26 protein-coding genes and 1 pseudogene are annotated in these 26,091 nt (G+C 71.8%); 10 read left to right on the plus strand and 17 right to left on the minus strand.

The window, feature by feature from the left end; genetic code table 11:
- The 4 genes and pseudogenes from B082_RS36750 to B082_RS0126770 form a co-directional block, all read right to left on the minus strand.
- Positions 1 to 209, minus strand: a pseudogene (locus B082_RS36750) (hypothetical protein); the annotation flags it as partial.
- 290 nt (positions 210 to 499) lie between these two features.
- Positions 500 to 754 carry a DUF397 domain-containing protein gene (locus B082_RS0126760; RefSeq protein WP_018554874.1) on the minus strand — a complete coding sequence of 85 codons (255 nt, stop codon included), beginning with the start codon at positions 752 to 754 and terminating at the stop codon, positions 500 to 502.
- 38 nt (positions 755 to 792) lie between these two features.
- Entirely contained in the window at positions 793 to 1,059 is a 267-nt protein-coding gene (locus B082_RS0126765; protein WP_018554875.1) for a DUF397 domain-containing protein, read from the minus strand.
- On the minus strand, positions 1,040 to 1,882 hold the full coding sequence (locus B082_RS0126770; RefSeq protein WP_018554876.1) for a helix-turn-helix domain-containing protein: 843 nt from the start codon (positions 1,880 to 1,882) through the stop codon (positions 1,040 to 1,042). Before B082_RS0126770 ends, B082_RS0126765 begins: the two co-directional genes overlap by 20 nt.
- 113 nt (positions 1,883 to 1,995) lie before the next feature.
- Here B082_RS0126770 and B082_RS0126775 point away from each other — a divergent pair, with 113 nt between their 5' ends.
- From B082_RS0126775 to B082_RS0126790, 4 genes are all read left to right on the plus strand, one after another.
- The gene (locus B082_RS0126775) at positions 1,996 to 2,238 is read left to right on the plus strand and encodes a hypothetical protein (RefSeq protein ID WP_026250242.1); all 243 of its coding nucleotides are present in this window, start codon (positions 1,996 to 1,998) and stop codon (positions 2,236 to 2,238) included.
- Positions 2,228 to 2,470, plus strand: coding sequence for a hypothetical protein (locus B082_RS40075; protein ID WP_018554878.1), 243 nt, complete (start codon positions 2,228 to 2,230; stop codon positions 2,468 to 2,470). The genes B082_RS0126775 and B082_RS40075 overlap by 11 nt, the downstream gene beginning before the upstream one ends.
- A 38-nt stretch (positions 2,471 to 2,508) precedes the next feature.
- Positions 2,509 to 3,342, plus strand: coding sequence for an inositol monophosphatase family protein (locus B082_RS0126785; protein ID WP_026250243.1), 834 nt, complete (start codon positions 2,509 to 2,511; stop codon positions 3,340 to 3,342).
- Between the two features lie 145 nt (positions 3,343 to 3,487).
- A complete protein-coding gene (locus B082_RS0126790; RefSeq protein WP_018554880.1) occupies positions 3,488 to 4,093 on the plus strand; it encodes a Uma2 family endonuclease in 606 nt (201 codons plus the stop codon).
- Positions 4,094 to 4,155: 62 nt separating this feature from the next.
- On the opposite strand, the gene B082_RS0126795 is transcribed toward B082_RS0126790, so the two are convergent.
- The 3 genes from B082_RS0126795 to B082_RS0126805 all read right to left on the minus strand — a co-directional run bounded on the left by B082_RS0126795 (position 4,156) and on the right by B082_RS0126805 (position 7,681).
- Entirely contained in the window at positions 4,156 to 5,676 is a 1,521-nt protein-coding gene (locus B082_RS0126795) for a PTS transporter subunit EIIC (RefSeq protein WP_018554881.1), read from the minus strand.
- A gap of 44 nt (positions 5,677 to 5,720) precedes the next feature.
- Entirely contained in the window at positions 5,721 to 6,686 is a 966-nt protein-coding gene (murQ, locus tag B082_RS0126800) for an N-acetylmuramic acid 6-phosphate etherase (protein ID WP_018554882.1), read from the minus strand.
- Between the two features lie 77 nt (positions 6,687 to 6,763).
- Positions 6,764 to 7,681, minus strand: a complete 918-nt coding sequence (locus B082_RS0126805) for a MurR/RpiR family transcriptional regulator (protein ID WP_018554883.1) — start codon at positions 7,679 to 7,681, stop codon at positions 6,764 to 6,766.
- A 103-nt stretch (positions 7,682 to 7,784) separates the two neighbouring features.
- On the opposite strand from B082_RS0126805, the gene B082_RS0126810 reads away from it, so the two are divergent.
- Positions 7,785 to 8,153, plus strand: coding sequence for a hypothetical protein (locus B082_RS0126810; protein WP_026250244.1), 369 nt, complete (start codon positions 7,785 to 7,787; stop codon positions 8,151 to 8,153).
- Positions 8,150 to 8,425 carry a DUF4031 domain-containing protein gene (locus B082_RS0126815; RefSeq protein WP_018554885.1) on the plus strand — a complete coding sequence of 92 codons (276 nt, stop codon included), beginning with the start codon at positions 8,150 to 8,152 and terminating at the stop codon, positions 8,423 to 8,425. The genes B082_RS0126810 and B082_RS0126815 overlap by 4 nt, the downstream gene beginning before the upstream one ends.
- Before the next feature lie 117 nt (positions 8,426 to 8,542).
- Here the strand turns inward: B082_RS0126815 and B082_RS0126820 are convergent, their stop codons facing one another.
- From B082_RS0126820 to B082_RS39580, 5 genes are all read right to left on the minus strand, one after another.
- On the minus strand, positions 8,543 to 9,772 hold the full coding sequence (locus B082_RS0126820; protein ID WP_026250245.1) for a Cmx/CmrA family chloramphenicol efflux MFS transporter: 1,230 nt from the start codon (positions 9,770 to 9,772) through the stop codon (positions 8,543 to 8,545).
- A gap of 182 nt (positions 9,773 to 9,954) precedes the next feature.
- Entirely contained in the window at positions 9,955 to 10,605 is a 651-nt protein-coding gene (locus B082_RS0126825) for a hypothetical protein (protein ID WP_018554887.1), read from the minus strand.
- 83 nt (positions 10,606 to 10,688) lie between these two features.
- Positions 10,689 to 11,594 (minus strand): transporter substrate-binding domain-containing protein, encoded by a 906-nt coding sequence (locus tag B082_RS0126830; protein WP_051094697.1) that lies wholly within the window; start codon positions 11,592 to 11,594, stop codon positions 10,689 to 10,691.
- Positions 11,595 to 11,622: 28 nt separating this feature from the next.
- A complete protein-coding gene (locus B082_RS0126835; RefSeq protein ID WP_018554889.1) occupies positions 11,623 to 12,396 on the minus strand; it encodes a hypothetical protein in 774 nt (257 codons plus the stop codon).
- Positions 12,393 to 12,902, minus strand: a complete 510-nt coding sequence (locus tag B082_RS39580) for a hypothetical protein (RefSeq protein ID WP_018554890.1) — start codon at positions 12,900 to 12,902, stop codon at positions 12,393 to 12,395. The genes B082_RS0126835 and B082_RS39580 overlap by 4 nt, the downstream gene beginning before the upstream one ends.
- Before the next feature lie 119 nt (positions 12,903 to 13,021).
- Here B082_RS39580 and B082_RS0126845 point away from each other — a divergent pair, with 119 nt between their 5' ends.
- Complete coding sequence (locus tag B082_RS0126845; RefSeq protein ID WP_018554891.1) at positions 13,022 to 13,678, plus strand: maleylpyruvate isomerase family mycothiol-dependent enzyme; 657 nt, start codon at positions 13,022 to 13,024, stop codon at positions 13,676 to 13,678.
- Between the two features lie 42 nt (positions 13,679 to 13,720).
- Here B082_RS0126845 and B082_RS0126850 read toward each other — a convergent pair whose 3' ends face one another.
- The 3 genes from B082_RS0126850 to B082_RS0126860 form a co-directional block, all read right to left on the minus strand.
- Positions 13,721 to 14,269, minus strand: a complete 549-nt coding sequence (locus B082_RS0126850) for a hypothetical protein (RefSeq protein WP_018554892.1) — start codon at positions 14,267 to 14,269, stop codon at positions 13,721 to 13,723.
- On the minus strand, positions 14,266 to 14,817 hold the full coding sequence (locus B082_RS0126855) for a hypothetical protein (RefSeq protein ID WP_037710966.1): 552 nt from the start codon (positions 14,815 to 14,817) through the stop codon (positions 14,266 to 14,268). The genes B082_RS0126850 and B082_RS0126855 overlap by 4 nt, the downstream gene beginning before the upstream one ends.
- A gap of 254 nt (positions 14,818 to 15,071) precedes the next feature.
- Complete coding sequence (locus B082_RS0126860; protein WP_018554894.1) at positions 15,072 to 17,366, minus strand: heavy metal translocating P-type ATPase; 2,295 nt, start codon at positions 17,364 to 17,366, stop codon at positions 15,072 to 15,074.
- A 272-nt stretch (positions 17,367 to 17,638) separates the two neighbouring features.
- Between B082_RS0126860 and B082_RS0126865 the strand changes: the two genes are divergently transcribed.
- Both B082_RS0126865 and B082_RS0126870 read left to right on the plus strand, forming a co-directional pair.
- Positions 17,639 to 18,328 (plus strand): copper homeostasis protein CutC, encoded by a 690-nt coding sequence (locus B082_RS0126865; protein ID WP_018554895.1) that lies wholly within the window; start codon positions 17,639 to 17,641, stop codon positions 18,326 to 18,328.
- Positions 18,329 to 18,869: 541 nt separating this feature from the next.
- The gene (locus tag B082_RS0126870; protein WP_018554896.1) at positions 18,870 to 21,503 is read left to right on the plus strand and encodes a glycoside hydrolase family 9 protein; all 2,634 of its coding nucleotides are present in this window, start codon (positions 18,870 to 18,872) and stop codon (positions 21,501 to 21,503) included.
- Positions 21,504 to 21,550: 47 nt separating this feature from the next.
- Here B082_RS0126870 and B082_RS0126875 read toward each other — a convergent pair whose 3' ends face one another.
- Entirely contained in the window at positions 21,551 to 23,623 is a 2,073-nt protein-coding gene (locus B082_RS0126875) for a HelD family protein (RefSeq protein ID WP_018554897.1), read from the minus strand.
- 369 nt (positions 23,624 to 23,992) lie between these two features.
- Here B082_RS0126875 and B082_RS39585 point away from each other — a divergent pair, with 369 nt between their 5' ends.
- The gene (locus tag B082_RS39585) at positions 23,993 to 24,166 is read left to right on the plus strand and encodes a hypothetical protein (protein ID WP_018554898.1); all 174 of its coding nucleotides are present in this window, start codon (positions 23,993 to 23,995) and stop codon (positions 24,164 to 24,166) included.
- A gap of 70 nt (positions 24,167 to 24,236) precedes the next feature.
- Here B082_RS39585 and B082_RS0126885 read toward each other — a convergent pair whose 3' ends face one another.
- On the minus strand, positions 24,237 to 25,880 hold the full coding sequence (locus tag B082_RS0126885; protein ID WP_018554899.1) for a DNA repair helicase XPB: 1,644 nt from the start codon (positions 25,878 to 25,880) through the stop codon (positions 24,237 to 24,239).
- Between the last annotated feature and the right edge of the window lie 211 nt (positions 25,881 to 26,091).

Below are 26,091 nucleotides of genomic sequence, written 5' to 3' on the forward strand. Positions count from 1 at the left end.
TTTTGGAGGCGGTTGAGGGTGGTGCGGATCGCGCACTGTCCGTACGGGAGGGCTTTGGCGAGGGTCTTCACGGAGATGTCGGCGCCGTCGCGCAGTGAGTCGATGTACGAGGCGATGGCGGCGTCGCGGGGGATGAGGTGGGTGAAGTCGGCGCCGGTGCGGGGGCGCTGGTCCGGCGCGGAGCGCTTGCCGTAACCGGGGTTGGCCATCGGGTGGTCGGGCGCGGAGGCACCACTAAACTGGCTGGCAGCCATCTGATCGGTTCCTTCTCTAACTGTCGATCGAGGTGGTCAGGCCCTTGGCGGTGCTCAAACACCGGCAGGGGCCGTCTTGGTCTGTGTCCTCGCTGAAGCTAGAGCGTGGCTACGGTCGGTCGCAACTCGAACGCGAAAAGTCAACCCTTGCGGGTCACGAGGGTGGGCGGGTGGGTACAGGCCCATCCGCCCATTCCACTCAAAGAGCGCTCGGGGCCCGGGGCTTGAGCCCCGAGCCAGGGTGTTCAGCCGTGCTTGAGGTCGGTGATGAAGGGGTGCCAGGCGGTTGCGTGGAAGATGATGGCCGGGTTGTTGGGCACCTTGGAGTCGCGGACGGGGACCCCGTCGAGGACTTCGAGGCAGTTGCCGCCGCTGCCGTCGCTGTAGGTGGACTTGCGCCAGGTGGCGATCTCCACGCAGTCGCCGCCGTCGCCACCGCTGTAGCTGGATTTGTGCCAGGTGGCCGTGGACAGGTCGTAGTCAGATCCGCTGCGCTTCATGCTCGTAATCCTCTGCCACTGCCTCGATTACCGCTGGGTCAGCCGTGCTTGAGGTCGGTGATGAAGGGGTGCCAGGCGGTCGCGTGGAAGATGATGGCCGGGTTGTTGGGCACCTTGGAGTCGCGGACGGGGACGATGTCGGGGTTGCCGTCGAGGACTTCGAGGCAGTCTCCGCCGCTCGGTCCGCTGTAGGAGGACTTGCGCCAGGTGGCGACCTCTACGCAGTTACCGCCGCTGGCATCGCTGTAGGAGGATTTGTGCCAGGTGGCCGTGGACAGGTCGTAGTCAGATCCGCTGCGCTTCATGCTCGTAATCCTCCGCCACCGACTCGATCAAGGCCAGGGACGCTGCCGGTGAGGTCGCGTTGGCCACGACCAGATCGTAGGTCAGTTCGTAGCCCCTCACGGTGCCTGGGTCGTCTAGAAGTTGACCCGCTCCGAGGCCGTCCAGGTAGGCGAGTGGGGGAGCGTCGGCGAATGCCATGAGCTTGAGGCCGCCGCCCATGGCCGGATGGCCGCCCGCCTCGAACGGCAGCACCTGCACGATGATCCGGTGTTGGCGGGCCAGTGCAGCAATGTGGCGGAGTGCCGCCGCCATTGTTCCCGGTCCGCCCACGGCTCGACGCAGCACCGCTTCGTCCAGCACGACCCACAACATTGGCACTGTTGGATCGGTGAGGATCTGGCCGCGCTCCAGCCGTGCCGCCACCAACTCGTCGATTGTGCTCTCTGTGGAGGTGGGAAGACCTTCCCGGAACACCGCCCGCGCGTACGCCTCCGTCTGCAACAGGCCCGGGATGAGCTGGGGCGCGTACTCCTTGATCGTGGTCGCTCGCGCCTCCGCCTCGGCCGCCTCCGCGAAGTGGTCGGGGTACTTGGACTTCTTCAGTGCCGCGCAGTTCCGTACGAAGAAGCCGTCCGCGTCCAGGATCTCGTCAAACTTCGCCGCCTGGTCCATCTGCATCCGCCGCACCCCGGACTCCAGCTGGCCGATGAACGAGCCGCTGAGGAAGAGCGGGGCGCCCAGTTCGGTCTGGGAGAGGCCCGCCCGCTCTCTTCGGTGGCGGAGTTCCGCGCCGAGTAGGGCGCGCGGGGAGGAGGAGGGGTCGAGCTTTCTGGGACCTGGCATGACAACTCCCGGTTGCACACGTGCGGTTGTTGGGGCTGCACCTCTTCCAGGCTAACGAGAGAATCACCACTCTGGGTATGCATCTTCATTACTCAGCGTGGAAGGAATGGATCATGACGACTACGGAACGGCGCAAAGCGGCGGCGAGCAGAGTGCGGGAGGCCGAGGAGATGGTGGCGCGGCTGAGGGAAGGGTTCGCGGGGGTCGGGGTCACGTTGCCGTCGCTGCGGGTCGACCCGGTCTCGTGCGCGAGCGACGAGGCGAACGTGCTGGTCGACCTCGGGCGCTGCAACCTCGACACGGCGCTTCGGCTGTGCGGTGTGCTGGACGGGAAGGCAGCGGGCCATGGCGGGTGAAGGAGACGGACCGGAGGCGTGTACGCCGGAGCCGGGGTCCTTCGCCGTGGATGCGCGGGACGGGCGGGTGGGCCGGGTGATGGGGCGCGTCGGGCCGTACGTGCAGCTCCGGCCGCCGGGGGGTGGGCCGGAGTGGGACTGCCCGCCCGACTCCGTCCGGCCGGCCCCGCCGGGGGTCGTGCTGCGGGCCCGGGTGACGGAGCTGAACCGGGAGGGGAAGCTGCCTCGGTAACCGGCCGCCGACAGCGCGGCCGTCGATAGCCTGCGGGCATGGTGACCATGAGCATGAGCATGGAGAGCGATGCCCAACTGGCCGTCAGGGCGGCTCGCGCGGGTGCGGCCGTCGTCCGCGAGATGTACGGGGAGTCGCTGGCACGGTTCGAGAAGTCGGCCGGTGACTTCGCGACGGCGGCGGACCTCACGGCCGAGGAGGCCATACTCGGCGTGCTCCGCGCGGCCCGGCCCGAGGACGCGGTGACGGGTGAGGAGAGCGGGGCGAGCGGGGCCCCGGGCACGGAGCGCGGGTGGCTGGTCGATCCGCTGTGCGGCACGCTGAACTACGCGGTGGGCAGCATGCTCGTCGCGGTGAACGTCGCGCTGCGCGTGGGTTCCGGGATCACGGCAGCCGCCTCCGCCGATCCGTTCAGCGGCGAGGTGTTCTGGACCGACGGCGCGCACGCGTGGGTGCGGGCGGCCGACGGGACGGACGAGAGGCTCGTCCCCTCGGCCGGGTCGCGGCTGGTCGACGTCAACCTCGATCCGCCGTTTCCCCACGCCCCCGGCTTCCGTGCGGTGGAACTGCTCGCCATGCCGGGGTTCGCCGCCGGGTACCGGCCGCGCGTCATCTCCAGCACGCTCGCCGTCGCCTGGGTCGCCGCCGGCCGCCGGGCCGCGTACGTCACCGACGGCGGCACGGGGCTGCGCCTGGACAGCGTGCACTTCGCCGCCGGGATCGCGCTCTGCGAAGCCGCCGGGTGCGTGGTGACCGGCATCGACGGCCTGCCCGTCCACACGGGCGCGGGCGGCCTGGTCGTGGCGGCGGACCCGGCCACGCACGACGCGCTGTTGGCGCTGGTCAGGGGGCTGGGACCGACCGGCGGATGAGCCAGGCCCCGGCGCGCGGCCGGGAAGCCCGCCCGGTGATCGGTGCGCTGCTCACCCGATCGTGGGACGCTGAGGAGAGCGGCCCCGCGCCGCTGAACTGTCGATCTACGCTCCCCCCTCCAGGCTTCAGAGGAAGGGACCCGCGATGACCGCCGCGATGGTCGAGCACCAGCAGGACCCTGAAGGCCGCCAGTGGGACTACCTGCTGCGCACCTGGCAGGAACTCGACGTGCCCGAGGGGTGGCGCGCCGAGATCGATGAAGGGCGGATCTTCCTGACACCGCCGCCGCATGCGCATCACAACGGGATCGCCGAGAAGGTGCAGCGCTGCCTCTACGCGAACCTGCCCGACGAGATGGGGATCTACCAGACCCTGGGTGTGCACGTGGCACCCCTCGGCAAGCTCTACGTTCCGGACCTCGTGGTCATGCCTTCCGAGCTGATCGATTCCGCCGATCCCGACACCAGCGTCCCCATGGACGCCTCGGACGCCCTCCTCATCGCCGAGATCACGTCGAAGGGGAACGCCCGCGAGGACCGTACGAAGAAGTACCGCGCCTACGCCCGCGCGGGCGTGCCCATGTATCTGCTGATCGACCGGTTCGATACGCGCGGGGCCATGGCCACCCTGTTCACCGAGCCGAACGAGGACGGCACCTACAAGCAGTCCGACCCGGTGCCGTTCGGCAAGCCGCTCGTGCTGCCCGCGCCCTTCGACGTCACGGTGCCCACGGACGGCTTCCCGGCCTGAGGTGCACGACGGCGAAGCGGCGGCCACCCGCACCGGGTGCCGCCGCTTCGTCGTCGTACGCCTCAGAGTGCCGCCGGTTCCTTCGCCGTCGCGGGCGCCGGGGCCGGGGCCGGGGCCGGAGCGGTCGCCGGGGTGGCCGTCGGGTCCTGGGAGACGTTGAACTCCGCCAGGAGGTCCTTGCTGAAGCCGAAGAAGTACGTGGCGACGAAGCCCGCCAGGTAGCCGACGAGGAGGCCGCCCGCGTAGATCGCGATCGTCGCGCCCAGGCCGTGGTTGCCGTCGAGCAGGGGGAACAGGGCCCAGCCGGACGGGCCGATCGCCGTGGAGCCGACCGCGTCGCCCAGCTGGTTGAAGAAGCCGACGAACGCGCCGCCGAACGCACCGCCCACGCACGCCGTGACGAACGGGCGGCCCAGCGGGAGCGAGACGCCGTAGATCAGGGGTTCGCCGACGCCCAGGAAGCCCGCGGGCAGGGCGGACTTGATGGTCCTGCGGATCGACTCGTTGCGCGGGAGACGGAAGAAGACCGCGATGGCCGCGCCGACCTGGCCCGCTCCGGCCATGGCGAGGATCGGGAGGAGGACCGTGTAGCCCTGCTGCTCGATCAGCGTCGTGTGGATCGGGATCAGCGCCTGGTGCAGGCCCAGCATGACCAGCGGGAGGAAGAAGCCGCCGAGGACGAGACCCGCGCCCGCGCCGCCGTTGGAGAGCAGCCAGTCCGCGAACGTGCCGATCGCTGTGGAGATCTCGCCCGCCACGTACATCAGGCCGAAGATCGTGACCAGGCCGGAGATCAGGACCGTCAGCGTCGGCGTGACGAGGACGTCCAGCGCTTCCGGCACCCAGCGGCGGCACCACTTCTCCACGTACACCGCGAGCACCGCCGCGCCCAGCGCGCCGAGGACACCGCCCTGGCCGGGGGAGAGCTTCTGGCCGAACGCCTCGATGTTCGCGACGCCGGGGAAGACGATGATCGCCGCGACCGCGCCGCCCAGGATCGGGGTGCCGCCGAACTCCTTGGCCGTGTTGAAGCCGACGAAGACCGCGATCAGCGCCATGAAGCCGGACGCCATCGCCGCGAGCGCCGGGGTGACCGACGGGAGCCATTCGAGGTTGACCAGCAGGCCGTTGAGCCCGGCGATGATGCCGCAGCCGATCAGGGCCGGGATCAGCGGCACGAAGATGTTCGCGATCCGGCGCAGGAACAGCTTGAACGGCGTGGCGTTCTTCGCCTTGCGGGCCGCCTTCATCTCGGCGCCCTGCGCGGCCAGCTCCTCCGCCGTGAGCGGGGTGGCGGGGGCAGGGGCGGGGGCCTCGGCCCGGCCCTCCTCGACCAGCTTCTCGAACTCCGGGGTGACGCGAGCGACCGTACCGGGACCGAGCACGATCTGGTACGTGTCGTCCTCGACCACGCCCATGACGGCGGGCACGGCCTTCAGTGCCTCGTCCTGGACGAGCGAACGATCGTGCAGGCCCAGCCGGAGCCGGGTCATGCAGTGGGCGATGGAGCTGACGTTCGCGGCGCCACCGACGAGCGGAAGGATCGCGGCGGCAGTGGCGCGGTTCTTGTCTTCTGTAGCCATGGTGCGTGGTGCCTTGCTGTGCGGGGGAGGGGTGGTGCGGTGGGTCAGGTGGTGCGGGGGGCGGCGGCGAGGGCCGCGCGCAGGTGGCCGTCCGACGCGGACAGGAGGCCGGCGGCGGTGGGGCCGTCGACCTGGCCGAGGATGGTCAGGATGGCGTTCTTCACCTCGCCGTCGGTGGCGGCGAGCGCCGCCTCGATCTCCTCGTCCGAGGCACCCGTGGCCAGCGAGACGATGCGGCGCGAGCGGGCGCGCAGCTTCTCGTTGGAGGCGCGCACGTCGACCATGAGGTTTCCGTACGTCTTGCCGAGCCGGATCATCGTGATCGTGGAGATCATGTTGAGGACGAGCTTCTGCGCGGTGCCCGCCTTGAGGCGGGTGGAGCCGGTCAGCAGCTCGGGGCCGACGACGACCTCGATCGGGTGCTCGGCGGCGGCGCCCAGCGCGGAGTCCGCGTTGCACGACAGGCCGAGGGTCAGGGCGCCCTTCGCGCGGGCGTGCTCGACGGCCCCGATCGCGAACGGCGTACGGCCGGAGGCGGAGATGCCGACCACCGTGTCATCGGCGGTGAGCCCCAGCGCTTCGAGGTCGGCGGCGGCCAGCTCCTTGCTGTCCTCGGCCCCCTCCACGGCGGTGACCATCGCGGACGGGCCGCCCGCGATGAGGCCGATGACGTCGGCCGGGTCGGTGTTGAAGGTGGGCGGGCACTCGCTGGCGTCCAGCACGCCGAGCCGGCCCGCGGTGCCCGCGCCCGCGTAGATCAGCCGGCCGCCCCGGGCCATGCGCTCCGCGACGGCGTCGATCGCGGCGGCGATCCCGGGGAGTTGCGCGGCGACGGCGGCGGGGACGGTCTGGTCCTCGCCGTTCATGATCCGGGCGATCTCGTCGGTGGCCAGCCGGTCGATCTCGGCCAGCTCCGGGCGGAACGCCTCGGTGGTCAGCGTGGCGAGCTGGGCGCGCAGCTCGCCGTACCCGTCGGGGGTGGCGGCGTCGGCGTCGGTGAGGGAGGTCATGGAGAGCGGCTCTGCTTTCTCGTAACGCGGGCGGTTCTGCGGGTGCGGGTGCGGGTGCCGGGGCGGCCCGGCGACGGTCAGCGGGTGCGCGGGTTGTGCCGGTGGGCCAGCGCCTCGTAGGAGGCGGCGAGGGCCGGGGCCGCCGTCTCGTACGTACGCTGCGCGACCCCTATGAACAGGCAGTCCACGACCAGGAGCTGGCTGGTGCGGCTCGACATCGCGGCCGGGCGCAACTCGCTCTCGCGGGCCGTGGACGTGGTCAGCACGTGGTCCGCGTACTGCGTGACCGGGCCGTCGGGGCGGCCGGTGATCGCGACCGTCGTCGCGCCCCGGTCGAAGGCGACCCGCAGGGGCTCTATGACGTCGCCCGTCGAGCCGGAGTGCGTGATCGCGATGGCCATGTCACCGGAGCGCAGCTGCACGGCGTTGGTCACCGCGAGGTGCGGGTCCGTGTGGGAGTGGGCGATCAGGCCGATCCGGGCCAGCTTCTGGGCCAGGTCCTGGCCGACGAGGGAGGAGGCGCCCACACCGTAGATGTCGATCCGGCGGGCGGTCGCGGCAGCGGCGACGGCGGCGCCGAGCTGCACGGTGTCGAGACCGGCGGCCGTGTCGGCGAGGGTCTGCTGCTCGTCGTAGGCCAGCTTGGCGACCACGTCGGCGATCGGGTCGTCCACCGCTATGTCCGCGGTGACGGCGGGCGCCCGGCCGGACTCCTGGTGGGCGGCGAGACCGGCCAGCGCGAGGCGCAGGTCGCGGTAGCCGGGATAGCCGAGGAGGCGGGCGGTGCGGACCACGGTGGCCTCGCTCGTGCCCGTGAGCTCGGCGAGACCGGTGACCGTCAGGGCGGCGCAGCCGGCCGGGTCGCCGGCGACGGCCTCGGCGACCCGCTGCATCGAGCGGGTCATGGACGGCGACAGCGTCCGCACCTTGGCGGCCAGCGCGGCCGGGGCCGGCGGCGAGTCCGGACTGAAACTTTCCTTCAGGTCATTGGTCACCTTTGAAAGATATTTTCAACCCCGGGGTCCGTCAACCCCCCTTTGGTACCGACCTGTGGCGGAAGCCGCGGAATCCGCCACCGGGCAGGTGGAGAATGGCTCCATGGAGCCGAACCGTCTGGAGCAGGTGCTGCACACCGCCCGCGCACTCGTCATGGCCGACCTCGCCGCCGGAGACGTCGCCGAGGCGCAGATCGTCTCGATGGTCGAGGACGCGGTGACGCACCGGCGCTGGTGGGTGGAGCAGTGGCCGGACGGCGTCGAGTTCGTCGTGGGCCTGGTCGCCCAGGACGTGCAGGACGCGCTGCTGGAGAAGTACGGCCGCTGGCCGCTGTGCCCGGTCTGCGACGCGGGCGACCCGCACGCCCTGGACGTCGAGCCGGAGCTCGGCCCGCACCCGCACTGGGTCTGCGCCAGGACCGCGGTCGCGGTCGCCCCGGTCGGCGGACTCAGCGGGATACCGCGCCCGTGACCCTCTACATCGACCCGCCGAACTGGCCGGGACACGGCAGGTTCTGGTCCCACCTCGTCAGCGATGTCTCGTTCGACGAACTGCACGCCTTCGCGGCGTCCATGGGCTGCCCGCCCCGGGCCTTCGAGCGGGACCACTACGACATCCCGGACGCCCGGTACGAGGACGCGGTACGGGCGGGCGCCCAGCAGATCGGCTCCAAGGAACTGGTCCGCCGCATCACGGAGGCCGGCCTGCGCCGCCCGAAGCACCGCCCGGCGCCGCGCGTGTGAGGGTGCGTGCGCCCGCGACGTACGCGGCGCCGGACGACTGGACCCGGCACCGGACGACTGGACCCGGCGCCGCGCGTGTGAGGGTGCGTGGCGGCCGGGTGTGCGGGCGCCTCCGGCTCAGCCGGCCGCGCAGTCGGCGGCGGACTCCACCGCCGCGCCCTTGCCCACCGAGCCCGCCGCCACCAGCCGGGACGCCGAGCCGCGCGCCCGCTGGAGCCGCAGCGAGACCACCACGGTCGCCAGCGCCGCCACCGTCATCGCCGCCCCCGCCCACGCGGTCGCCTCGAACCCGAAGTCCGCGTCGATCACCGCGCCGCCCAGCCAGGGCCCTCCGGTGTTGCCCAGGTTGAACGCGGCGGTCGTCGTCGCCCCCGCGAGGGTCGGGGCGGCGCCCGCCACGTTGAACATGCGGGCGTTCAGCGCCGGCGCCGTGTAGAACGCCGACAGGCCCAGCAGGAACGACAGCGCGATCACGGCCGCCTGGTTCGAGGCGAACAGCGCGAGCGCGGCCAGGAACACGGTGGACGCCGCGATCCCGCTCAGCAGCACCCCGAAGAGGTGCGCGTCCGCGACCCGGCCGCCGATCGTCGTACCGACCAGCGCCCCGAACCCGAACAGCGCCAGCACGGTCGGCACCCAGCCCGATTCGAGTCCGGCGACATCCGTCAGCAGCGGCGCGAGATAGCTGAACGCGCAGAACACACCGCCCGCCGCGAGCGCGGTGAGCACGACGGACAGCCACACCTGCCGGTCGCGGTAGATGGCCATCTCACGCCTCAGCTGCGGCTTCTCGGCCGGGAGCGGGATGCGCGGGATCAGCGTCATCACCCCCACCAGCGCCACCGCCGAGGCCGCGCCGACCGCCCAGAACGCCGAACGCCAGCCGAGGTTCTCCCCGAGGAACGCCCCCAGCGGTACGCCCAGCACATTGGCGATGGACAGCCCACCGATCATCACGGCCATGGCGCGGGCCCGCGCGTTCACCGGCACCATCGCGATGGCGACCGCCGCGCCGACGGCCCAGAACCCCGCGCACGCGAACGCGCTGACCACGCGGGAGACGAACAGCACCTCGTACGTCGGTGCGAGCGCGCCCGCGACCTGCCCGAGGCCGAAGACCGAGATCAGCGCGATGAGCGTGGTGCGGCGGGGCAGCCGCAGGGTCGCCACCGCGAGCAGCGGGGCACCGATCACCATGCCGATCGCGAAGGCGGATATCAGGAGCCCGGCACGCGGGATCGACACGTTCATGTCTTCGGCGATCGGCGGCAGCAGCCCGGAGAGCATGAACTCGCTCGTTCCGAGGGCGAAGACCGAGAGGCCGAGGATGTAGACGGCCAGAGGCATACGGGAGCGGCTGCGAGCGGCGGAGTCGGGCATGACAGCTGCCAACAGCGAAAACAGCCCTGGCATTCCCCGGGTATTCCCGGGGTCACTCCCCGGGGTGTTCCCGGGGTGTTCCCGGCGGCCGTCGCCGTGGGTGCCTGCCGACCGCGCGCTCCGGTGCTCCCGCCGGCGCGTGCGCCGGGTCACGCGCCGGTCAGCAGCTCCAGCTCCGTCAGCAGGTTCTGCCGCGCCCTCGGCTCCCACTCGGCCGCCCCGTACGGCGTGCGGAACAGCCTGGGCAGCCCCAGCAGCTGCCGCAGCACGGCGGCCCGCCCCTCCCGGAACGCCTCGTCCGGGACGAAGCCGTACTCCTCGCGCACCTGGGCCGCGTACTCCCCGTACTCCTTCGGCGCCGCCGCCAGGATCGCCAGGTCCGCGTCGCACAGCACCTCGCCGTTGGTGTCGCCCGCGGCCGGATCGTGCGTGACGGTGAGCCGGACCAGCCGGGTGACCTCCGCGGTGACCCCGTCCGGCACCCCCGCCTCGGGCAGCGCGCGCTCGGCGAGTACGGCGCTGCGCTCCTCGTTCTCCGAGCGGTCGGGCCGGTAGACCGCGTCGTGGAACCAGGCGGCCAGGCGTACCGCGTCCGCGTCGGCGGCATGACCGGCGAGCGTGTCGATCCGGTCGAGGACCGCCGCGAGGTGCGCGGTGGTGTGGTACTTGCGCTGCGGCTCGGCCCAGCGCGCCAGGAGGTTGTCGGCGTACGGCAGCGGGTCGGGGCCCTCGCCGCCGCCCCGGGCGGCGACGAGGACTTCCTGCCATCGGATGCGGAGACTCTGCGCGCTGTCGGTCATGGCGGCGACTCTAGGGCCTGTACTCACTGCCGTCTGCCGGGCGACGACGGCAGTGAGGACAGGCCCCAGGGGTGCCCCGCCGGTCAGTCGGCGGGGCTGTCGCCCGGCCGGTCCACGCAGGACAGGGCCATGATCTCGTCCTCGGTGGGTTTGGCCTCGTCCCGGGTCTCCTTGGGGACGGCGGGAAGGCTGTTCTGGAAGTCGCGTTCCCAGGAGGTCGCCTGGCGGATGTACTGCGTGAGCGCGTCGCGCAGCCGGACGCAGTCCTTGCGGTGCCCCTTGGCCATGGCGATGCCGTAGTCGTTGGGCTCCCCGAACTTGATGCCGGGCACGACCCTGAGCGACGGATTGGCCTGCATGAACCCGTACAGGATCAGCTGGTCCGTGGAGACCGCGTCGACCTCCTTGTCCTTGAGCGCCTTCACGCAGTAGCTCGCGTCCTCCTCCGTCCGCTTGACGATCTTGTCGTGCGCCGGCTTGTTGAGCTCGTTGGCGGACGTGGTGCCCTTCCAGACGCAGACGACCTTGCCGTCGAGGTCGGCCAGGGTGCGGATGCTCCGGTCGTCCTTGCGGATCAGGAAGCCCTGCTGGGTGGAGGCGTACGGGCCGACGAAGTCGAGGTCGTCGCCGCCCTTGTCCTTCGGCGCCATCCGGCTCGGGGTGATGGAGTAGGTCGCGGCCACCAGCTGGACGTGGTCGTCGTGCAGCAGCTTGGCGCGGTTCTTGGACAGCACCCCGCTGAAGCGCGGAGTGTCGTAACCGAGCATGTTCATGAGGGTCCCGACCACGGAGATGTCGAAGCCGTTGTACTCGCCGTCGTGCGGCGAGAAGCTCGTGCCCGGCTGGTCGCTCTTGGCCCCGACCTCCGTCCGGTCGCTGAGGATCGACTCGGGTTCGGAGTCGCAGCCGGTCGCCGCCGCGTACAGAACGGCCGTCGCGACGGCCGCCGTGACGGTCACCGCCCGCCGGTGTCGGGCTGCTCCTGTCATCTCATGCCTCGCTCCCTGTGAGTTGTCGTCAGGTGTTGTGCAGGACGGCCTGCCAGTCCAACAGCCGCAGGGTGCAGCCTTCGACGGTCCGCACCCGCAGTTCGAAGGAGGTCCCGGACCGGGCGGCGAGATCGCCGAGGGCGAAGTCGGTGGTGGAACGGGCGGGCAGATCGGACCGGCGCGGACTGACCCCCTGGGTGACCGCGGTGAGCTGGACCCGCGTCTTGTGGGAGCACGCCGGGGCGCTCGGGTCGTCCTCCCCGACCTCCAGGGTGAGCCGGAGCCGGTCCCGCCGGTCGGCGCGTTCCGGCTGGGGCATCGTCAGCGTCAGCACACTGCCCGACGCCCCGGTCAGCGGCTGCTTCCCGGTCACCTGGATCACCGTCGCCACCTCGCCGTTGCGTACGACGTTCTGGAACGACCACCAGCTGATCAGGGAGAAGACGAGCGATGCGATGAGCAGCAGATCGGGCAGCCGGGGCCGCGCGCTCCCGGCCCCCCGGCCCACCCCGCCGGCCCGGCCGCGCTCGGGTCTGCGTACGCCTATGTGGGCGACAGCGGCGAGGAAGGCGAGGACGAGGAAGACGAAGAAGACGACGTACTGCTTGCGCGAGCCGCCGGGCCAGTTCCACACGGCGTAGCCGGTGAGGACGACGGCCAGGACGAGGAACAACCATCCCGTGACGAAGGAGGCCCGCTGGATGAAGACCTGGAACAGCGTGTCGGCCCGGCCGATGACCGTGCTGTCGCGACCGTACGACCGGCTGGAGATTCCGCCGTTGTCGCCGGGGTCGTGGCTCACGACAGGTCGTCTCTCGGGTACTGGTTGAACGTTCCGACGCTGCCGATCACCGTGTTGTAGTCGCCGTGCGACTCGACCGAGACGTGCGGACCGGGACCGGGGCCGGGGCGGGGGCCAGGACCGGGGCGGGGGCCGGGGTCGGGGTCGGGACCGGAGCCGGGGCCGGGGTCGGGGCGGGGGGCTTCCACCAGGTCCACGAGGCTGTCTCGGCCGCGAGGGTTCTCCAGCCAGGTGGTCAGCGCCGCGGCGAGCCGCTCGCGCTCCTCGGCGTTCAACCTCGCCACCATGCTGTCCAGCTCGTCGGCGGCCCGCGAGGTGAGCGCGGCCTCGTCGTCGGCCGCCGCCCCGTCCAGCCCGACGAGGTGGCGGAAGGCGCCCTCGCCCGCGTCGACGGTTCGGTCTGTGATCCGCTGCACGGCGCCCTCCATCACACCATCGGTCATGCGGGCGGCGAAGTAGGAGAAGTGAGGGACAAGTTGGCCGGCGAGATCGATCAAGAGGGACACGATGGCTCCCGGAGGCTTAAGGTGTATGCCAACTCTCTTGGTGCGCAAGAGTAATTGAGTGTGCGTCACTTCGGCATGGCGAACGGGTGGTTCCCGGCCATCGGTGGTTGCATGAGGCCGTGACCGAACCACGCGATCCCGAACTGCCCGGTCTCCTCCTGCGCACCGAGCGCGATCTCTTCGTGCCGCTGCTGAGGGACGCATCCGACCGTGATTTCGAGCTGCGCACCGCCTGCCCCGGCTGGACCGTGCGGGACGTCCTCGCGCACTGCGGGGCCGCCCTGAACCGGGTGGTGGAGGGCCGCTTCGAGCGGGGGGTGTTCAGCCCCGAGTCCAACGACCGGGACATCGCGGACCGGGCCGGCTGGACGAACACGCAGGTGGTGGACGAACTAGAGCGCGGTATGACCGGGGCGGGGCCGGTCATCGCGGCCTCGGGCGGTGCGATGGACGGGATCGCGCTCGGCGAGTGGGTGCACGCCGGGGACGTCCGCGAGGCGTTCGGCCTGCGGGGCGCCTACGAGGGCCCGGGGCTCGGCCCCGCCCTCGCCCTCCTCGCGGCCGTGACCCGCGCCCGGGAGACGCTCCCGCTCACCGCCCGGCTGACCGGCGCCACGACGGAGCTGACGCTCGGCGCGCGACGGGACGACCGGAAACCGGCCCGGTACGCCGGGGACGGCGCGACCCTGATCCGCCTGTACGCGGGCCGGCCGCTGACCGGTACGCGGTACGAGCTGGACGGGGCGCGCGAGAGCGAGCTGAACATCTTCGACTGAGGGCTGAGGGCTGAGAGGCGGGTTGCACTGCCGGACCGGCGCTCACCCCGTGGCGGGCAGGCCGAAGCGGTCGGCGATGATCCGCAGCGTCACGGCGCCGTCGTCGTTGAACCCGGGCTCGGCCGCGTAGCGCGGGGTCTCCCGGCCGACGATGCCGGCCGCCAGCAACTCCCGTACCAGCAGGTCGCCGTGGCGGCGCGACTCGCGGCGCCGGCCCATGTTGAAGTACGTCTGCGAGAACCCGCGCCGGCTGTGGATGAAGTGGAACGGGTGCGCGTCGCAGTGCGGAACCATGTAGTTCTGCCCATGCGGGCATTCGCACGCCGGGGTCGAGGCCAGGAACACCGTCTCCACCGGGTTGGGGCTGCCGAGCCGGTCCTCGTAGCGGAACCCGGTGACGTGACCCGCCTGGTCCGCCACCTTGCCGCCGGTGCTGGTGCCCGCGTCGTGCGTCACCCAGACCCAGCCGTCCGCCTCGCCCTCCGCACGGGCGGGCAGGCCCACCTCGGCGCAGATCGCGCTCAGCGTGGGCAGGTCCAGGCCCCTGGCGTACGTGACGAACGTGTCCGGGGCGATGAGGGGTATGGTCACCGCGCCGTCACCGCCGGGGCGAGCGGCGCGGACGGCAGGCCGAAGCACTTCGCTATCACGCCCGCGATCCGCACCTCGCGGTCGAAGTCATGGTCCTCGTAGCAGTCGTGGCCCTCCTCGGTCTCCCACCGGGTGCACTCCGAATCCGGGCCTATGAGGTTCGCCGCGAGCAGCTCGGCCGACATGTAGTCGGGGTTCTCGCCCACCCGGCTGCACAGGTCCTCGAAGCTGAAGGAGAGCGTGTAGGCGCCGTCGCGCAGATAGTCGAAGCTCGGGCCGTGCGCCTTCGCGCTGCACGGCTCGGTCACGAACACCACGACCTCGGCCCCCTGCGGGCAGACCCGCCGGTAGTCGACGTTCTCCCAGTCCTCCAGCTCGTCGTTGACCATGTCGTGCACCGCCCACACCCAGCCGTCCGCCTCGCCCTCGGCGAGCGGCTCGCGGTTCAGCTCGCGCAGTCCGGAGGCGAGTGCGGACAGGGAGAGGCCCCGGGCGAAGACGAGGTTGACCTCGTGCCCGGGGAGGGCGTCGTGCAGCAAGTCGCTCATGGCAGGAGCGTAGACGCGGGCACTGACAACGGGGCTGCGGAGCCGCTCCGTTCGGCCGTTCCCGCTTGGCGCGACACGCGCCCGAAGCCTCGGGAGGAGCCCTCGGCGGCCTCGGCGGCCTCGGCGCCCTCGGCGCGTTCGAGGTCTCGGACGGGGGTGCGCATCGCACGCCCCGGGCGGGGAGACGGCGGCGGGCGGCCGGTGCCCGGCCTCCGTGTCGGAGGCCGAGCCCGGCCGCCCTTCGGCAGCGACCTTCAGACTCCTGCCCTGAACCCCCGCAGCCGCAGCGAGTTGCCGACCACGAAGACCGACGAGAACGCCATCGCCGCGCCCGCGATCATCGGGTTCAGCAGCCCCATCGCGGCCAGCGGCAGCGCGGCCACGTTGTACGCGAAGGCCCAGAACAGGTTCGTACGGATGGTGCCGAGCGTCCGGCGCGCGAGCCGGATCGCGTCCGCCGCCGTCCGCAGGTCCCCGCGCACCAGGGTCAGGTCGCTCGCCTCGATCGCCGCGTCGGTGCCGGTGCCCATCGCCAGGCCCAGATCGGCCTGCGCGAGGGCGGCGGCGTCGTTGACGCCGTCACCGACCATGGCCACCGAACGGCCCTCGGACTGGAGGCGCTTGACGACGTCGACCTTGTCCTGCGGCAGGACCTCCGCGTACACCTGGTCGATCCCGACCTCGGCCGCGACCGACTCGGCCACCGCCCGGTTGTCGCCGGTCAGCAGGATCGGGGTCAGGCCGAGTGCCCGGAGCGCGGTGACGGCCTCCGCGCTGGAGTCCTTGACCGCGTCGGCCACTTCGAGGACCGCGCGCGCCTCGCCGTCCCAGGCCACCGCGATGGCCGTACGGCCGGCCGCTTCCGCCTCGGCCTTGCGGCGGGCCAGCTCCGCCGGGAGCCGGATCTCCCACTCGGCCAGCAGCTGTTCCCGCCCGACGAGGACGGCGTGGCCGTCGACGGTGCCCTGTACGCCGAGTCCGGGGACGTTGGTGAAGTCCTCGGGGGTGGGGAGGGGGGTGGTGGTGTGGTTGGTGGCTCCGGCGGCGACTGCTTGGGCGATGGGGTGTTCGGAGGCGTGTTCGAGTGCTCCGGCGAGGCGGAGGACGTCGGTTTCGGTGGTGGTGGGAGTGGTGTGGACGGTCTGGAGGGTCATGCGGCCGGTGGTGACGGTGCCGGTCTTGTCGAGGACGATGGTGTCGACGCGGCGGGTTGATTCCAGGACCTCGGGGCCCTTGATGAGGATGCCGAGCTGGGCGCCGCGTCCGGTGCCGACCATGAGGGCGGTGGGGGTCGCGAGGCCCAGGGCGCAGGGGCAGGCGATGATCAGGACCGCCACCGCCGCCGTGAACGCGGCCGTCGGACCGGCCCCGTCGATCAGCCAGAACGCCAGCGTGCCGAGCGCGAGCACGATCACCACCGGGACGAACACCGCCGAGATCCGGTCGGCCAGCCGCTGCGCCGCCGCCTTGCCGTTCTGCGCGTCCTCGACCAGCTTCGCCATCCGGGCCAGCTGTGTGTCGGAGCCGACCCGGGTCGCCTCCACGACGAGCCGGCCGCCCGCGTTCAGCGTGGCGCCGGTCACCGCGTCGCCGACCGCGACCTCCACCGGCACGGACTCGCCGGTCAGCATCGACGCGTCCACCGCCGAGCCGCCCTCCACGACCACGCCGTCCGTGGCGATCTTCTCGCCCGGCCGGACCAGGAAGCGGTCGCCGACCCGGAGATCCGCCGTGTCCACGGTCACCTCGCGCCCGCCGCGCAGGACGGTGACCTCCTTCGCGCCCAGCTCCATCAGCGCCTTCAGCGCGGCGCCCGCCTTCCGCTTGGACCGGGCCTCGAACCAGCGCCCGGCGAGGATGAACGCGGTGACGCCCGCGGCCGCTTCGAGGTAGATGTTCCCGGCGCCGTCGCTGCGGCCGATGGTCAGCTCGAAGGGGTGCGTCATGCCGGTCATCCCGGCGGTGCCGAAGAACAGCGCCCACACCGACCACAGGAACGCGGCCGACGTACCGACCGAGATCAGCGTGTCCATCGTGGCCGCGCCGTGCCGGGCGTTGGTCCACGCCGCCCGGTGGAACGGCCAGCCGGCGTACGTGACGACGGGGGCCGCGAGGGTGAGCGAGAGCCACTGCCAGTTGTCGAACTGGAGCGGCGGGATCATCGCCATCGCGATCACCGGTACCGCGAGCAGCACGGCCGTGATCAGGCGCTGCCGCAGCGGGCGCAGCTCGTCAGCCTCCTCGGCCGGGGCGGCGGAGGAGACGCCGGCGGTACGGGCCGGGGGAGCGGGCTCGTGCGCGGTGTAGCCGGTCTTCTCGACCGTGGCGATGAGGTCCTGTACGGAGACGTCGGCGTCCTCGTCGTAGCTGACGTGGGCCTTCTCGGTGGCGTAGTTGACGGTGGCGGTGACGCCGTCCATCCGGTTGAGCTTCTTCTCGATACGGGCCGCGCACGAGGCGCACGTCATGCCGCCGATGGCCAGCTCGACCTCTGCGGCGGCGCCGGCAGCGGTGGTGGCAGCCGGGTCGGCCGCGGTTTGCGCGGACATGGTGGCCTCCTCTGTGGGTGAGGTGAGGTGGAGTGTCTTCGTCTTTATACCCCTGGGGGGTATCTGGTCATGGTTCATGTATACCCCCACCCCCTATCCATTCGCAAGGGTGATCCCTTGTTGGTGCGGGGGTCGCGCGCCGTCGTTCGACCGGCGGGTGTTTGACCTCGCGTATCTTCACGTTCACGGTGAGGGCTGCGCGGCCGGCCTACCGCCCCGTAGGCTGGCCATTGGACTAGACCTATAGCTGCTTCCTGGAGGATTGGGTTCCCATGAGCAACCGTGCAGTCCTGGAGGTGATCGCTCTCGACGCGGAGGACGCGGTCGCTGCCCAGGCGGGTGGTGCGGACCGGCTTGAGCTGGTCACCGACATGGCGGCGGACGGCCTCACCCCGTCCTGTGCGACCTTCGCGGCGATCCGGGCCGCGGTGGACATCCCGCTGCGCGTGATGCTCAGGGTCGCCGACGGCTTCGCGGCCGGCGACATCGACGTACTCGTGCGCAAGGCGCGCGAGCTGCGCGCCGAGGGTGCGGACGAGTTCGTGCTCGGCTTCCTGGATGCGGACGGCAACCCCGACCTGGTCGCGGTCGAGCGGCTCGTCGCCGAACTGGACGGCTGCCGCTGGACGTTCCACCGTGCGATCGACCGCGCCGCCGACCGGGACGCCCTGCGCAAGGCCCTCGCGGACCTGCCGGGCCTGGACACGTACCTCACCGCCGGTTCGGCCGCCGGGGTGGACGACGGCATCCCCACGCTGGTCGTCGAGGCGGCCCGCAAGGGTGAGCCGGGGTATGAGCCGCAGATCCTCGTCGGCGGCGGTCTGCGTCTGGAGCACCTGCCGGAGCTGCTGGACGCGGGCATCGACGCCGTGCACATCGGCGGCGCGGCGCGGACGGGGGGCTGGTCGGGGGCGGTGGCCGAGGCCGCGGTGCGGGAGTGGCGGGACGTGCTCGACGCGTAGCCCTTGGGCGGGCGGCATCCTTTGGGCTCGGCCCTTGCCGGGGCGGGGGTTTTGTCCTCAAGCGCCGGACGGGCTTGGTTTGGCCCTGTGTGTGGCCAGGTGCCGGACGGGCTTGATTTGGGTTCGTCCGTGGGGTGCGGGTGCCGTCCTCACGTGCCGGACGGGCTTGATTTGGCCCTGTGTGTGGCCAAGCGCCGGACGGGTTTGGTTGCGCCCGCCGTCCGGTGGGTGGGGGCGGGGTCCCTCCGGGGTGTCTCCTCGAAAATGGCGTGTTCACCCGGGTACGCGGGGGGCCCGGGTCGTACGCCGTTTTCCGCGGGGACTGTCCTGCGCGCCCCCACCCGGACGTTTCGCGGGTGCGGGGTTTCCCAGGTGTGGGTGTCATGACCCTGGCGCAACAGTCATCCCCCGCTCCACAATGGCTGCGCGGTGATGGGAACGCTCCCATGGCGCGCCTCCCCGGCATGCCCGTCTGTCGTGGGAGCGCTCCCATCGCTCTTTCTCCGCTCGGCTGCCCCGTTACTGCTACGAAAGGCCCCCGGTGAACGCCTCCCCGCCTCCGTCCCCCACCCGCCGCAGACGCCGCGCGCTCGGAGTACTGGCCCTCGCCGCACTGTTCGGCGGTGTCCTCAGTGCGCCCGGTGCCGCCGCCGACGACGAGCCGGCCCCCGAGCAGATCACCAACGGAGACTTCTCCGCCGGGACCGCGCCCTGGTGGTGGACGGCCAACGCGCCCGCCGCCGTCGTGGACGGCCGGCTCTGCGCGGATGTGGAGGCGGGGACCGCCAACCCGTGGGACGCGATCGTCGGGCAGAACGACATCCCGCTCGTCGCCGGGGAGACGTACACCCTTACGTACACGGCCAGTTCGACCGTACCGCTGTCCATTCACACCAACGTGCAGATGGCCACCGAGCCGTACACCACCGATCTCTCCGCGACCGATCAGATCGGCGTCGAGGCCGCCCCCGTCACCCATGTCTTCACCGCGACCGCCGACCGGGACGCGGCCCAGGTCGCCTTCCAGGTCGGCGGCGGGGCCGAGGCGGCCACCTTCTGCCTGGACGACGTGTCCCTGCGCGGCGGCGCCGAACCGCCCGTGTACGAGCCCGACACCGGTTCGCCCGTCCGCGTCAACCAGGTCGGCTACCTCCCCAAGGGCCCCAAGACCGGGACCCTGGTCACCGACGCGACCGACCCGCTGCCGTGGACGTTGAAGTCGGCCGACGGGGCGGCGGTCGCGAGCGGGACGACCGTGCCGGGCGGGGAGGACCCGACCTCCCGGCAGAACGTCCACACCTTCGACTTCGGTGCTGTCACCGACACCGGGGACGGCTTCACGATCGAGGCGGACGGCCAGGTCAGCGAGCCCTTCTCGATCCGCGCCGACCTCTACGACAGCCTGCGCTCCGACTCGCTCGCGTACTTCTACCAGAACCGCAGCGGCATCGAGATCGACGCGGATCTGGTGGGTGAGGAGTACGCGCGACCGGCAGGGCACCTCGGTGTGGCGCCCAACAAGGGCGACACGGACGTGCCGTGCCAGCCGGGGGTCTGTGACTACCGGCTCGATGTGCGGGGCGGCTGGTACGACGCCGGTGACCACGGCAAGTACGTGGTGAACGGCGGCATCGCGGTCGCTGAGCTGATGGACACGTACGAGCGGACCCTGACCGCCGACGGGGCGGAGTCCGCCGAACTCGGCGACGGCGCGCTGCGGGTGCCCGAGCACGGCAACGACGTGCCCGACATCCTCGACGAGGCGCGCTGGGAGCTGGACTTCCTGCTGCGCATGCAGGTCCCGGCCGGGAACCCGCTCGCCGGCATGGTCCACCACAAGGTGCACGACGCCAACTGGACCGGTCTGCCGATGCGGCCCGAACTCGACCCCGAACAGCGCGAACTGCACCCGCCGACCACCGCCGCCACGTTGAACCTCGCCGCGACCGCCGCCCAGTGCGCCCGGCTGTACGCGCCGTTCGACGCGGACTTCGCGGCCCAGTGCCGTACCGCAGCCGAGACGGCGTGGGCCGCCGCGAAGGCCCACCCGGCGGTGTACGCCAGCCCGGCCGACGGTGTCGGAGGCGGGACCTACGAGGACAACGACGTCAGCGACGAGTTCTACTGGGCCGCCGCCGAGCTGTTCACCACCACCGGCAAGGACACCTACCGCCAGGCCCTGCTCGAATCGCCGCTGCACGGTGACGCCGACGCCGCCTTCCCCGCCGACGGCGGCATGTGGTGGGGCGGCACCGCCGGGCTCGGCGTGCTCACCCTGGCCACCGTCCCGAACGACCTGACGACGGATCAACTCGCGGATGTGCGGGCCGTCGTCACCACGGCGGCCGACCGCTACAAGCAGCAGACCGAGGACCAGCTGTACGGCGTGCCGTACGCCCCCACGGGCCAGAACTACACCTGGGGCTCCAACAGCCAGGTGCTGAACAACATGATCGTGCTGGCCACCGCCGCCGACCTCACCGGCGAGGCCGGCTACCGCGACGCCGTCCTGCGCGGCGCGGACTACCTGTTCGGGCGCAACCCGCTCAACCAGTCCTACGTCACCGGGTACGGCGAGCGCTTCTCGCAGAACCAGCACCACCGGTTCTGGGCGCACCAGTCCGACCCCGCCCTGCCCCACCCGCCGGCCGGCTCCCTCGCGGGCGGCCCCAACCTCACCGCACCCACCTCCGGCGACCCCGAAGCCGCGACGAAGCTCAAGGGCTGCGCCGCCGCGATGTGCTACCTCGACGACAACGGCTCGTACGCCACCAACGAGGTCGCCATCAACTGGAACGCGCCGCTGGCCTTCGTCGCCTCCTACCTGGACGACGCGGGCGACGGCGCGGGCCCGGACCGCGCCTGCCGGGTCACGTACTCCTCGCACCCGTGGAGCACCGGATCGACCACCACGGTCACGGTGAGGAACACCGGCACCGAGCCCGTCACGCCCTGGTCCCTGACCTGGCTGCTCCCCGGCGACCAGAGGCTCAGCCACACCTGGAGCGCCGAACTCGCGCAGCACGGCAGGACGGTGACGGCCACTGGGCTGTCCTGGAACCGGACCCTCGCACCGGGCGCGTCGGTCGACTTCGGGTTCAACAGCAGCCTCTCGGGCCCGGCGGCCGACCCGGGCACGGTCAAGCTGAACGGCAGGGCCTGCACGGCCGGCTGAACCGGGCGGGGGCGGGGGTGGACGAGCGTCCCCCCGCCCCCGCTCCCTTACCCCAGCTCCCGCGGCAGTGGCGCCGAGTGGAGCACCGCGAGCCCGGACACCGCACGGGTCAGCGCCACGTACAGCCGGCGCAGGCCCGTGCGCTCGTCCGGCTCCCCGTCGACCACCGCCGCCGGTTCGTCCAGCACCACGTAGTCGTACTCAAGGCCCTTCGCCAACGACGCCGGGACCAGCGTCAGCCGGGAATCGGCGGTCGTCTCCTGGCCGGGGGAGAGGTAGGGGTGGCCCGCCGCCGTCAGGGCGTCGGCCAGCGCCGGGATGCGCGCGTCGGCGGCGATCAGACCGGTCGACCCCTCGTGCGTGAGCGCCTCCTCGCACGCCGCGATCACCGCCGCGTCCAGCGCGTCCGCCCCCACCACCTCCCGTACGGACAGCGAACCGGGCGACTCACGCACCGACTCCACCGCCGTCAGCCCCGGCGAGATCACCGGCAGCAGCCGCGAGGCGTACGCGATCACATCGCGCGGCACGCGGAAGCCGGCCGTCAGCTCCTCCACCACCGCGTCCGCCTTGCCCAGATGGTGCAGCGCCTGCTCCCAGCTCTGCGTCGACCACGGCGTCGTCCCCTGCGCCAGGTCGCCGAGCACGGTCGCCGAACCCGTCGAGCAGCGGCGGCCCACCGCCCGGTACTGCATGGGGGAGAGGTCCTGCGCCTCGTCGATCACCACATGGCCCAGCGAATGCGTACGCGCCACCAGGTCCGATGCCTCGTCGATCAGCACCGCGTCCGCCGCCGACCACTTCGCGGACTTCACACTGCGGGCCGGCTTCACCCAGAGGATGGCCTTCTGCTCGTCCTCGGTGAGCAGGCCCTCCGCGTGCGCCGCCAGGAACTCCGGGTCCGCCAGCAGCCGCAGCACCAGCTTCGCCGGTTCGACCGCCGGCCAGACCGCCTTCACCGCCGCCTTCACCGCGGGGTTGCGGGCCACCGCGTTCTGCACCCGGTCGTCGGGCGCCTCGCCCGCCTCCTCCATCCGCACCAGCACCGCGTGCGCGATGCGCTGCGGCAGCGCCTCGTGCGCCGCCCCGTACCGCATGTCGCGGGCCAGCAGCTCCTGGACCATCTCCTCGATCTCGTACGCCGGGACCCGCCAGCGCCGCGAGCCGCGCACCACCATCACCGGCTCCGTCGGCAGCGTCACATGCGACCTGAGCGCCCGCCGCAGCACCTCGGCCATCCGCGCGTCGCCCTTCACGACGGCCGCCAGTGCCTCGTCCGTGCCGCGCACCTCGACCTGCGCGCCCACCAGGTCCTCGACGGTCGCCTGCTTCACCTCCAGCTCACCGAGGGCCGGCAGCACCTGCTCGATGTAGTGCAGGAACGACCGGTTCGGCCCGACCACCAGGGTCCCGGTGCGGGCCAGCCGCTCGCGGTGCGCGTACAGCAGATACGCCACCCGGTGCAGGCCCACCGCCGTCTTCCCCGTACCGGGCCCTCCCTGCACACACACCGTGCCGCCCAGCCCGCTGCGGACGATCTCGTCCTGCTCCGGCTGGATCGTCGCCACGATGTCCCGCATCGGGCCGACGCGGGGCCGCTCGATCTCCGCCTGGAGCAGCTTGCTCGTCTGCTCCGCCTCCGCTGGGTCGGTCAGGTGCTCGTCCTCGTACGCGGTCAGGTCGCCGCCCGTGTACCCGAAACGGCGCCTGCGGCCCACGTCCTGCGGGTCCTTGCGGGACGCCCGGTAGAACGGCTGCGAGACCGGCGCGCGCCAGTCGATGACCATCGGATCCCCGACCGCGTCGTGGACATGGCGGCGCCCGATGTAGAACTGCTCGCCCTCCGCGCCCTCCGCCTCCTCGGCCCCGATCACGTGGAGATAGTCGAGCCGCCCGAAGAACAGCGGGGTGTGCGAGAGGTCGGCGAGCGACTTGATGCGCTCGTCGATCTGCGCCTGAAGCACTGCGGCGTTCACCCAGTTCGCCGTGACATCGCTGATGTCCAGGGCCTGGGCGTCCTCCCGCATGGCGCGCAGCGCGGCGCGCGAGGCCGCGAGATGGGCGCGCTCGTGCGCGAGGGGGTCGGTGGTGGTGTCGCTCTCGAATTCGTGCGCGGGCACGGTGTTGCCTCCGGCATTCAACGCAGGACGGCGGACCGCAGCCCGTCCCGTGTCTGTGCGGGGCGATGCGGTCCGCTCGGGGATCGATCACTGGTACGTACGGTGACGCACGTACGGTTGTCGGCCGGTTTCCGTCCGGTCGGCGGCGCTCCCCCGGCTGCCGGCACAGGCCCTCACGGGCCGCCGGTACCACGGTTCGGGAGGCGGGCAGACCGGCGAGTGTACCGGCGGCCCGCGCCCCGCGCGAACGGATTACGGTGCCGTCCACCCCGTAGGGGACACCGTGCGACCGCAGGCGTACGCGCGCCGCGTCCGGCTTCCGCCTCCGGGGCGACGCCCCGGGCCACCCGCCCGGAGCACCATGGATACATGAGCACCTTCACCCTGAACCCCGGCAGGACCGGCGCCACCGCGGCCCCCGGTCACCCCCACAGCCGCGCCTCCGGCGCCCTGCGCGCCGTCAAGGTCTTCGCGCGGGCCGCCTTCGGTGTCGTCGTCCTCGGCGAGTACGCGGAGGAGGCGGGCGTGCGGCGCGGCCACTGACCGCGCCGCCTCCCCTCAGCTCTCCGCGGCCTCAGCTCAGCTCGCTGCCGCCCTCAGCTCGCTGCCGCCCTCAGCTCTCCGACAGCAGTTCGTCCGCGTCGACGATCCGGTACGCGTAGCCCTGCTCGGCCAGGAACCGCTGGCGGTGCGCCGCGAAGTCCTGGTCGATCGTGTCGCGCGCGACGACCGAGTAGAACCGCGCCTCGTGCCCGTCCGCCTTCGGCCGCAGCACCCGGCCCAGGCGCTGCGCCTCCTCCTGGCGCGAACCGAACGTCCCCGACACCTGGATGGCGACCGTCGCCTCCGGCAGGTCGATCGAGAAGTTCGCCACCTTCGACACCACCAGCACGTTCAGCTCGCCCTGCCGGAACGCCTCGAACAGCTTCTCGCGCTGCGCGTTGCTCGTCTCGCCCTTGATCACCGGGGCGTCCAGATGCTCACCCAGCTCGTCGAGCTGGTCGATGTACTGCCCGATGACCAGCGTCTGCTCGCCCTTGTGCTTGCGCACCAGCGCCTCGGTGACCTTCCGCTTCGTCGCCGTCGTCGCGCAGAACCGGTACTTCTCCTCCGTCTCGGCCGTCGCGTACGCCAGCCGCTCCGAGTCCGTCAGATTGACCCGGACCTCCACGCAGTCGGCGGGCGCGATGTAGCCCTGCGCCTCGATCTCCTTCCACGGGGCGTCGAACCGCTTCGGCCCGATCAGCGAGAACACGTCCGACTCGCGGCCGTCCTCGCGCACGAGGGTGGCGGTCAGCCCGAGGCGGCGGCGCGCCTGGAGGTCCGCGGTGAACTTGAAGACCGGCGCGGGCAGCAGGTGCACCTCGTCGTAGATCACCAGACCCCAGTCACGGGAGTCGAACAGCTCCAGGTGCGGGTAGACGCCCTTCCGGCGCGTCGTCAGCACCTGGTACGTGGCGATCGTGACCGGCCGGATCTCCTTCCTGGTCCCGCTGTACTCGCCGATCTCGTCCTCGGTCAGCGACGTACGCTTCACCAGCTCGTGCTTCCACTGCCGGGCCGAGACGGTGTTCGTCACCAGGATCAGCGTCGTCGCCTTGGCCTGCGCCATCGCACCGGCCCCGACCAGCGTCTTGCCGGCGCCGCAGGGCAGCACGACGACGCCCGAGCCGCCGTGCCAGAACCCCTCGACCGCCTGCTGCTGATACGGGCGCAGCGCCCAGCCGCTCTCGTCCAGCTCGATCGGGTGCGCCTCGCCGTCCACGTACCCCGCGAGGTCCTCGGCCGGCCAGCCCAGCTTCAGCAGCGTCTGCTTGACCTGCCCGCGCTCGGACGGGTGCACCGCGACGGTGTCCGGGTCGATCCGCGTCCCGACCAGCGGCTGGACCTTCTTCGACCGGAGGATCTCCTCCAGGACCGGCCGGTCCGTCGTCGTCAGCACCAGGCCGTGCACGGGGTGCTTCGACAGCGTGAGGCGGCCGTACCGGTCCATCGTCTCGGCGATGTCGACGAGCAGGGCGTGCGGGACGGGGTAGCGGGAGAACGTCACGAGCGCGTCCACGACCTGCTCGGCGTCGTGCCCGGCCGCTCGGGCGTTCCACAGCCCGAGCGGGGTCAGCCGGTAGGTGTGGATGTGCTCGGGCGCGCGCTCCAGCTCCGCGAACGGCGCGATGGCCCTGCGGCAGGCGTCGGCCTGCTCGTGGTCGACTTCGAGAAGGAGCGTTTTGTCGCTCTGGACGATGAGGGGTCCGGTCACGCGCGTTTGCCCTTTCGGGTGGGGGAAACCTCCAGTGTGCCGTATGGGGCGGGGGTGCGGGGTTCCGTGGTGCGGGGTTCCGTCCTCAATCGCCGGACGGGCTTGGGGGGGGCGTCGTCGTCCGTGGGGTGCGGGTCGCCCACCGTCCGGTGGGTGGGGGTGGGGTCCCTCCGGGCAGACTCCTCAAAAATGGCGTGTTCACCCGACGACG

The organism is Streptomyces sp. ATexAB-D23 (assembly GCF_000373645.1).
Classification (GTDB): Bacteria; Actinomycetota; Actinomycetes; order Streptomycetales; family Streptomycetaceae; genus Streptomyces; species Streptomyces castrisilvae.

Bases quoted from the DNA above. Each gene is read 5' to 3' on its own strand.
- B082_RS0126760 (WP_018554874.1), bottom strand. From the start codon at position 754: ATGAAGCGCAGCGGATCTGACTACGACCTGTCCACGGCCACCTGGCAC.
- B082_RS0126765 (WP_018554875.1), bottom strand. From the start codon at position 1,059: ATGAAGCGCAGCGGATCTGACTACGACCTGTCCACGGCCACCTGGCAC.
- B082_RS0126770 (WP_018554876.1), bottom strand. From the start codon at position 1,882: ATGCCAGGTCCCAGAAAGCTCGACCCCTCCTCCTCCCCGCGCGCCCTA.
- B082_RS0126775 (WP_026250242.1), top strand. From the start codon at position 1,996: ATGACGACTACGGAACGGCGCAAAGCGGCGGCGAGCAGAGTGCGGGAG.
- B082_RS40075 (WP_018554878.1), top strand. From the start codon at position 2,228: ATGGCGGGTGAAGGAGACGGACCGGAGGCGTGTACGCCGGAGCCGGGG.
- B082_RS0126785 (WP_026250243.1), top strand. From the start codon at position 2,509: ATGGTGACCATGAGCATGAGCATGGAGAGCGATGCCCAACTGGCCGTC.
- B082_RS0126790 (WP_018554880.1), top strand. From the start codon at position 3,488: ATGACCGCCGCGATGGTCGAGCACCAGCAGGACCCTGAAGGCCGCCAG.
- B082_RS0126795 (WP_018554881.1), bottom strand. From the start codon at position 5,676: ATGGCTACAGAAGACAAGAACCGCGCCACTGCCGCCGCGATCCTTCCG.
- murQ (WP_018554882.1), bottom strand. From the start codon at position 6,686: ATGACCTCCCTCACCGACGCCGACGCCGCCACCCCCGACGGGTACGGC.
- B082_RS0126810 (WP_026250244.1), top strand. From the start codon at position 7,785: ATGGAGCCGAACCGTCTGGAGCAGGTGCTGCACACCGCCCGCGCACTC.
- B082_RS0126820 (WP_026250245.1), bottom strand. From the start codon at position 9,772: ATGCCTCTGGCCGTCTACATCCTCGGCCTCTCGGTCTTCGCCCTCGGA.
- B082_RS0126825 (WP_018554887.1), bottom strand. From the start codon at position 10,605: ATGACCGACAGCGCGCAGAGTCTCCGCATCCGATGGCAGGAAGTCCTC.
- B082_RS0126830 (WP_051094697.1), bottom strand. From the start codon at position 11,594: ATGACAGGAGCAGCCCGACACCGGCGGGCGGTGACCGTCACGGCGGCC.
- B082_RS0126855 (WP_037710966.1), bottom strand. From the start codon at position 14,817: ATGAGCGACTTGCTGCACGACGCCCTCCCCGGGCACGAGGTCAACCTC.
- B082_RS0126860 (WP_018554894.1), bottom strand. From the start codon at position 17,366: ATGTCCGCGCAAACCGCGGCCGACCCGGCTGCCACCACCGCTGCCGGC.
- B082_RS0126865 (WP_018554895.1), top strand. From the start codon at position 17,639: ATGAGCAACCGTGCAGTCCTGGAGGTGATCGCTCTCGACGCGGAGGAC.
- B082_RS39585 (WP_018554898.1), top strand. From the start codon at position 23,993: ATGAGCACCTTCACCCTGAACCCCGGCAGGACCGGCGCCACCGCGGCC.